Source organism: Pseudomonas sp. W5-36, from assembly GCF_046540455.1.
In the GTDB taxonomy this organism is placed as follows: Bacteria; Pseudomonadota; Gammaproteobacteria; order Pseudomonadales; family Pseudomonadaceae; genus Aquipseudomonas; species Aquipseudomonas graminis_B.
In genome coordinates, this window is sequence record NZ_JAXCIQ010000001.1 from 621,091 (window position 1) to 628,400 (window position 7,310).

Here is a 7,310-nt window from a genome sequence, read left to right on the forward strand (position 1 = left end):
AAATGACAATCAGACTTTTAAATGCGGGCCGCTGGTCATGTAGTGAGGATGGGTTCCTGCAACATGCGCGCGGCCCTTTAAAAGCGTCGACTCGGTGAGCGCCTCAGTCCTTGCAAACCGCCGCAAACGCCGCTGCCAGTTCATCCAGTCGCGTGGCGTCAATCCCCGCAACGTTGGCTCGACCCGCCGCCACCATGTACACGCTATGCTCGTTTCGCAGACGCGCGACCTGGTCGTCGTTCATGCCAGTGTAGGAAAACATGCCGCGCTGCACGCCAATGTGGGCGAAACGTTCACCCAGACCCAGCGGCGTGAGTGCCTCGACCAGCCCAACCCGAAGTTGCGCAATGCGGCTGCGCATCTCCTCAACCTCTCCAGCCCACAGGGCCTTCAATTCAGGATCGCCCAAAATTTCGGCCACCACGGCGGCGCCATGATCCGGCGGGTTCGACCACAGATTACGGGCCGTCGCCGACAGCTGACTGCGCACGTCCATCAGCTTCTCTGTGGTGTCAGCACAGACGAGCAAGGCGCCGGTGCGCTCGCGGTACAGACCGAAGTTTTTCGAGCAGGAACTGGTGATCAGCAGCTCAGGCAGCTCGCCGGCAAACAGGCGAACCGCCCAGGCGTCCTCCTCGAGACCGTCGCCAAAACCCTGGTAGGCGAAGTCGATCAGCGGCAGCAGGTTGCGTTGCTTGACGATTTCCAGCACCGCGTGCCAGTCATCACGGGACAGGTCGAACCCGGTCGGGTTGTGACAGCACGCGTGCAGCAGGACAACGTCGCCCTCGGGAATGGTTTTCAACGTCTCCAGCATGGCCGGCACGTTGAGCTGATTGTCGCGGCCCACGTAGGGGTAGTGACTGACCTTCAGGCCCGCCGCCGCATAGATGGTTTCGTGAATCGGCCAGGTCGGATCGCTCAACCAGATGCCCTTGCCCGGCAGGCAATGGGCAATGAAGTCTGCGCTCAACCGCAGCGCGCCGGTACCGCCGGGTGTCTGGGTGGCGCCGACGCGTTTGCTGGCGATCAGCGGCGAATCGGCGCCCATGACCAGTTCACAGATCAGCGTGCCGAAACGCGGTTCGCCATGGCCACCGATGTAACTCTTGGTGGGCTGCGAGTCGACCAGTCGCTGCTCGGCGATTTTCACCGCGCGGGGGATGGTGGTCAGGCCCTGCGCATCTTTATAGACGCCCACGCCCAGGTCGAACTTGCTCGGATTCGGGTCTTTGGCGTAGGCCTGAATCAGGCCCAGGATGGGATCGTCCGGTACGCGCTGAATCTGTGAGAAATGCATTTTACTTACGGCCCTCGGCGCTTTTGGCCACCTCGTCTGTGCGGGAGGCCATGATGAAATCGTTGCGGTGCAGCCCTTTGATGGAGTGGCTCCACCAGGTCACGGTCACTTTGCCCCATTCGGTCAGCAGACCCGGGTGGTGACCTTCGGCCTCGGCAATTTCGCCGACAGCGTTGGTAAACGCCAGCGCAAATTTGAAATTCTTGAACAGGAAGACTTTTTCCAGTTGCATGACGCTGTCACGCACTTCGATGTTCCAGTCCGGGATCTGCTTGAGCAAATCCGGCAGCTCGGCGTCACTGACTTGCGGGGCGTCGGCGCGGCAGGCTTCGCACTGGGCTTGATTGAGAGCGGTCATTGGCAAATTCCTTGATCGGGTTCGGGCTGCTTGTTCAGGCAGCCTTTGTTTTAGGCGGCTTTCGTTTTTGAGGGAAATTTTGGTGCGTGCAGGCCCCGTTCAGCCGCCATGCGCGCCATGCCCATGATGTCTTCATGGGCGAGGTCAAACAGGCGCTTGAGGTCTGGCAGTACAAAATACACTGGCTGCAGAATGTCGATGCGATAGGGCGTGCGCATGGCTTCGATCGGGTCGAAGGGCTGGTGTTCAGGGGTCGATGACACGCTGTAAACGGTTTCCTTGGGCGAAGAGAGGATGCCGCCGCCGTAGATCTTGCGCCCTTGTGGCGTGTCGACCAGGCCGAATTCGATGGTCATCCAGTAGAGGCGGGCAAGATACACGCGCTGCTCTTTGCTGGCTGCCAGACCGAGCTTGCCGTAGGTGTGGGTAAATTCTGCAAACCACGGGTTGGTCAGCAACGGGCAGTGTCCGAAAACCTCGTGAAAGATGTCGGGCTCTTGCAGGTAGTCGAGTTCTTCTTCGCTGCGAATGAACGTGGCGACCGGAAATCGCTTGCTCGCCAGCAACTCGAAGAAGGTTTGAAAAGGGATCAGCGCCGGCACGCGCTCGACTTGCCAACCCGTGGCTGCCCCCAGCACGCGGTTGATTTCGCCGAGCTGCGGAATACGGTCGTGGGGCAGGGCGAGCTGCTCGATGCCATCCAGATACTCCTGACACGCACGGCCTTCGACCACCTTGAGCTGGCGGGTGATGAGGGTGTTCCAGATTCTGTGTTCGGCGTCGGAGTAATCAATGAAACCGGTGGCGTCCGGCTCGCGTGCGACGTACTGGGTACTCATGGGGCTCTCCTGATGGCTTGTTCTTATATGGAGCAACGCGATTTGGGATGAACTTGATGGGCCTATTGATAGCTGATTTGGCGCTTCCGGACGCGGGGCTTTCGCTCGATTTGCCTGAAACGCTACGACAATTCGTAAAGAAAACGTGACGATCCCATGGATAGGCTCGTATGTAATTGCCGCGCGGTCGCCTCCGGCCCTTGCGCTGTAACGTATTCTTGACGATAAACTTGAACGAACCTGAAATCGATGCCACGTCCGCGAGCTCTCCATGCGTATCAAAGTCCATTGTCAGAATCGCGTTGGCATCCTGCGCGACATCCTTGAGCTGCTGGTGGCCTACGGCGTCAACGTCTCCGGTGGCGAAGTGGGAGGTGAGCATGGCGATGCCATCTATCTGCGTTGCCCGAACCTGATCAATCTGCAGTTCCAGGCGCTGGTGCCGAAATTCGAGACCATAGCCGGGGTATTCGGCGTCAAGCGTGTGGGATTAATGCCCAGCGAACGTCGGCATATGGAGCTCAATGCCTTGCTTGGCGCCCTTGAGTTTCCCGTGCTCTCCATCGACATGGGCGGCTCCATCGTTGCGGCCAATCGCGCTGCGGCGCAGTTGCTGGGCGTGCGGGTCGATGAGGTGCCGGGCATCCCGCTGTCCCGTTACGCCGAGGATTTCGACCTGCCGCAGTTGGTGCGCGCCAACCGCTCGCGCATCAATGGCCTGCGCGTGAAGGTAAAGGGCGACATTTTTCTCGCGGACATCGCGCCCCTGCAATCCGAGCACGAAGACAGCGAAGCCATGGCCGGCGCCGTGCTGACATTGCACCGCGCCGACCGGGTCGGCGAGCACATCTATAACGTGCGCAAGCAGGAGTTGCGCGGTTTCGACAGCATTTTTCAGAGTTCGAAGGTGATGGCGGCGGTGGTTCGGGAGGCCCGGCGCATGGCCCCGCTGGATGCGCCGTTGCTGATCGAAGGCGAGACCGGCACCGGCAAGGAATTGCTGGCGCGGGCTTGTCATCTCGCCAGCCCGCGCGGTCAGTCGCCGATGATGGCGCTCAACTGCGCGGGGTTTTCCGAATCCATGGCCGAGACCGAGCTGTTCGGCTACGGCCCCGGTGCGTTTGAAGGTGCGCGCGCCGAAGGCAAGTTGGGGCTGCTCGAATTGACCTCGGGCGGCACGTTGTTTCTCGACGGCGTCGCGGAAATGAGCGCGCGGTTGCAGGCGAAACTGCTGCGCTATCTGCAGGAAGGTTGCTTTCGACGGGTAGGCAGCGACGAAGAGGTGTATCTCGATGTGCGCATCATCTGCGCGACGCAAGTGGACTTGTCCGAACTCTGCGCCCGGGGTGAATTCCGCCAGGACCTCTACCACCGGCTTAACGTGTTGTCCTTGCACATTCCGCCCCTGCGCGAGTGCATGGACGGTCTCGCGCCGCTGGTGGAGCATTTTCTCGATCAGGCCAGTCGGCAGATCGGCTGCACCTTGCCTCGGCTGGCGCCCGCGGCCATGGAACGCCTCAGCCAATACCACTGGCCCGGCAATGTCCGGCAGTTGGAGAATGTCCTGTTTCAGGCGGTTTCGTTGTGCGACGGCAAACGAGTGAACGCCGAACATATTCGCCTGCCGGATTACGGCGTGCGCCAACCCTTGGGCGACTTTTCTCTGGAAGGCGGATTGGAAGATATTGTCGGGCGATTCGAGAAAGCAGTACTTGAACAGTTATATGCAGCACACCCGAGCAGCCGGTTATTAGGCAAGCGACTGGGTATTTCCCATACAACGGTGGCCAATAAGTTGAAGCACTATGGAATAGGCCAACGTTGAACGATGTGCTGATTAACTACAGGGGAGTGATTGGAGTGGCGGTCCACCTTGCCCGCGCTTCACTCAGACAGATAACAGCCAGATAAACGGACACACCGCATTACATGAGCAAGCGCGCTTCTTTAAATAAGTCGCGCGCTCAACTCAACGAAACAGATGGCTGATCAGCCGTTGCTGCAACCGTTACCCATGACCTGATACTCAAGCACGTGGCGTTTGCCCTGCGAGTCTTCGTAGGTCATGTGCTGGGGGACGACCCGGCAGACGTTCGGCACTTCATCCACCGAAATGACTTTCGCGATATCCAGTTTTGTGGAGTAGGTGTACTCCTCGACACGCTGTTGCTGGGCGGCCACTTTTGCGCCGGATTCTTCTGCCATTGCCATGGCGCTGAAACCACAAAGAGCCATTACAACCAGTGCAGCTTTCATTACTCGTTTCCTCTAAGTTGCTTCATTCACACTGCGGCGCAGAAAGTGCGGTCGACAGGGTGCACAGAATCCTTGTGGGGCTCTGAGTGAAGCGAATGATGACCGGGTGGGTTAGTTGATCGATGTCCAGCGTGGGGGCTGTTGTTAATCAATCAGTTGCCGTGTTGGCGGAACGGATTCTATGCCCCTCTCCGGAATTCATATAGAAACCATTTTGATAAAGTCTATTGAGCAAATCGGCAACAATCGTCGTATGCAGGTTGTTCGCAGGCGCCCATGGATTCTTTGGTCGTAGCCGAGACATGAAGATTTGCCTGAAGCCGGGCACGTCACCTGCTTTCGGCGCTATGCTCGGGAGCGGTAAGACCATCGTCGAATGGCCTTTGCAGCCGTCGGCGGATACAACAGGGTCATAAAACAACAACATTTCCACCGAGGTAAGAAAGATGAGTGCGGCTTCCCTGTACCCCGTCCGCCCTGAAGTGGCAGCCAACACGCTGACTGACGAGGCGACCTACAAGGCGATGTACCAGCAGTCGGTGGTCAACCCCGATGGCTTCTGGCGCGAGCAAGCCCAGCGCCTTGACTGGATCAAGCCATTCACCACCGTCAAACAGACCTCCTTCGACGACCACCGCGTCGACATCAAGTGGTTCGCCGATGGCACCCTGAACGTTTCCTACAACTGCCTCGACCGCCATCTTGCCGAGCGCGGTGATTCAATTGCGATCATCTGGGAAGGCGACGATCCTTCCGAGAGCCGCAACATTACCTATCGCGAACTGCACGAAGAAGTCTGCAAGTTCGCCAACGCGCTGCGCGGGCAGGATGTCCACCGCGGCGACGTCGTCACTATCTATATGCCGATGATCCCGGAAGCCGTTGTGGCCATGCTGGCCTGCGCGCGTATCGGTGCGATTCACTCGGTAGTATTCGGTGGTTTCTCCCCGGAAGCACTGGCCGGTCGCATCATCGACTGCAAATCGAAGGTGGTGATCACCGCAGACGAAGGGCTGCGTGGCGGCAAGAAAACGCCCATGAAGGCCAACGTCGACCGTGCGCTGACCAACCCGGAAACGGCGAGCGTACAGAAGGTCATCGTGTGCAAGCGCACCGGCGGCGATATCGAGTGGAACCGTCATCGCGACATCTGGTACCACTCGCTGCTGGACGTGGCCTCAAGCACCTGCGCGCCGAAAGAAATGGGCGCCGAAGAGTCGCTGTTCATCCTTTACACCTCCGGCTCCACCGGCAAGCCGAAGGGCGTGTTGCACACCACAGCGGGCTATCTGCTGTACGCCGCGCTGACCCACGAGCGTGTGTTCGATTACCGTCCGGGCGAAGTGTACTGGTGCACCGCCGACGTCGGCTGGGTTACTGGCCACAGCTATATCGTCTACGGACCGCTGGCCAACGGCGCCACCACGCTGCTGTTCGAAGGCGTGCCGAACTACCCGGACATCACTCGCGTGTCGAAAATCGTCGACAAGCACAAGGTCAACATCCTCTACACCGCGCCGACCGCCATCCGCGCCATGATGGCCGAGGGCACCAAAGCCGTAGAAGGCGCCGACGGTTCGAGCCTGCGCCTGTTGGGTTCGGTTGGCGAGCCGATCAACCCGGAAGCCTGGAACTGGTACTACAACACCGTCGGCAACAAGAATTGCCCGATTGTGGACACCTGGTGGCAGACCGAGACCGGCGGCATTCTGATTAGCCCGTTGCCTGGCGCTATTGCGTTGAAGCCGGGTTCGGCGACCCGTCCGTTCTTCGGCGTGATTCCGGCCCTTGTGGATAACCTGGGCAACCTCATCGAAGGCGCGGCGGAAGGCAATCTGGTCATTCTCGACTCGTGGCCGGGTCAGTCGCGCAGCCTGTACGGCGATCATGACCGTTTCGTCGACACTTACTTCAAGACCTTCCGCGGTATGTATTTCACCGGTGACGGCGCTCGTCGCGATGAAGACGGTTACTACTGGATCACTGGCCGCGTCGATGACGTGCTCAACGTGTCCGGCCACCGCATGGGCACCGCCGAAATCGAGAGCGCGATGGTGGCTCACCCGAAAGTCGCCGAAGCGGCCGTCGTGGGCGTGCCTCACGATCTGAAGGGGCAGGGCATCTACGTTTACGTCACCCTCAATGGCGGTGAGGTGCCGGACGAGGCGCTGCGCATCGAGTTGCGTAACTGGGTGCGCAAGGAGATCGGTCCGATCGCCTCGCCGGATGTGATTCAGTGGGCGCCGGGCCTGCCGAAGACACGTTCCGGCAAGATCATGCGCCGTATCCTGCGCAAGATTGCCACCGGGGAGTACGACGCGCTGGGCGATATCTCTACGCTGGCCGACCCGAGTGTGGTGGCGCATCTGGTGGAGACGCACAAGACCATGACTGCTGCCTGAGGGGCGTGCTTCGTAAGATCAAGGGCGTCGGCCTAACGGCCTCTGTTTCGCCTTCGGCGAGTTACTTGGAAAAGCACCCCAAGTAACCAAGGGTGCTTGCTCTCGGTTGGGCCCGACTTCGTCGGGTTCCTTCACTCCGGTCTCGCTCCGTGGGC

6 protein-coding genes are annotated in these 7,310 nt (G+C 59.7%); 2 read left to right on the plus strand and 4 right to left on the minus strand.

Features of this window, described 5'->3' with window-relative positions:
- Window positions 1–103: 103 nt before the first annotated feature.
- The 3 genes from SLW74_RS02945 to phhA are packed head-to-tail and all read right to left on the minus strand — an operon-like array spanning window position 104 to window position 2,497.
- On the minus strand, window positions 104–1,300 hold the full coding sequence (locus SLW74_RS02945; protein ID WP_410928088.1) for an amino acid aminotransferase: 1,197 nt from the start codon (window positions 1,298–1,300) through the stop codon (window positions 104–106).
- A gap of 1 nt (window position 1,301) precedes the next feature.
- Window positions 1,302–1,658, minus strand: coding sequence for a 4a-hydroxytetrahydrobiopterin dehydratase (locus SLW74_RS02950; protein ID WP_192135438.1), 357 nt, complete (start codon window positions 1,656–1,658; stop codon window positions 1,302–1,304).
- A 50-nt stretch (window positions 1,659–1,708) separates the two neighbouring features.
- Window positions 1,709–2,497, minus strand: a complete 789-nt coding sequence (phhA, locus tag SLW74_RS02955; RefSeq protein WP_410928089.1) for a phenylalanine 4-monooxygenase — start codon at window positions 2,495–2,497, stop codon at window positions 1,709–1,711.
- A gap of 271 nt (window positions 2,498–2,768) precedes the next feature.
- Here phhA and SLW74_RS02960 point away from each other — a divergent pair, with 271 nt between their 5' ends.
- On the plus strand, window positions 2,769–4,322 hold the full coding sequence (locus SLW74_RS02960; RefSeq protein WP_065986966.1) for a sigma-54-dependent transcriptional regulator: 1,554 nt from the start codon (window positions 2,769–2,771) through the stop codon (window positions 4,320–4,322).
- A 164-nt stretch (window positions 4,323–4,486) separates the two neighbouring features.
- Here SLW74_RS02960 and SLW74_RS02965 read toward each other — a convergent pair whose 3' ends face one another.
- A complete protein-coding gene (locus SLW74_RS02965; RefSeq protein WP_369304632.1) occupies window positions 4,487–4,753 on the minus strand; it encodes a DUF2790 domain-containing protein in 267 nt (88 codons plus the stop codon).
- A gap of 446 nt (window positions 4,754–5,199) precedes the next feature.
- On the opposite strand from SLW74_RS02965, the gene acs reads away from it, so the two are divergent.
- On the plus strand, window positions 5,200–7,155 hold the full coding sequence (acs, locus tag SLW74_RS02970) for an acetate--CoA ligase (protein WP_065986974.1): 1,956 nt from the start codon (window positions 5,200–5,202) through the stop codon (window positions 7,153–7,155).
- Window positions 7,156–7,310 lie beyond the last annotated feature (155 nt).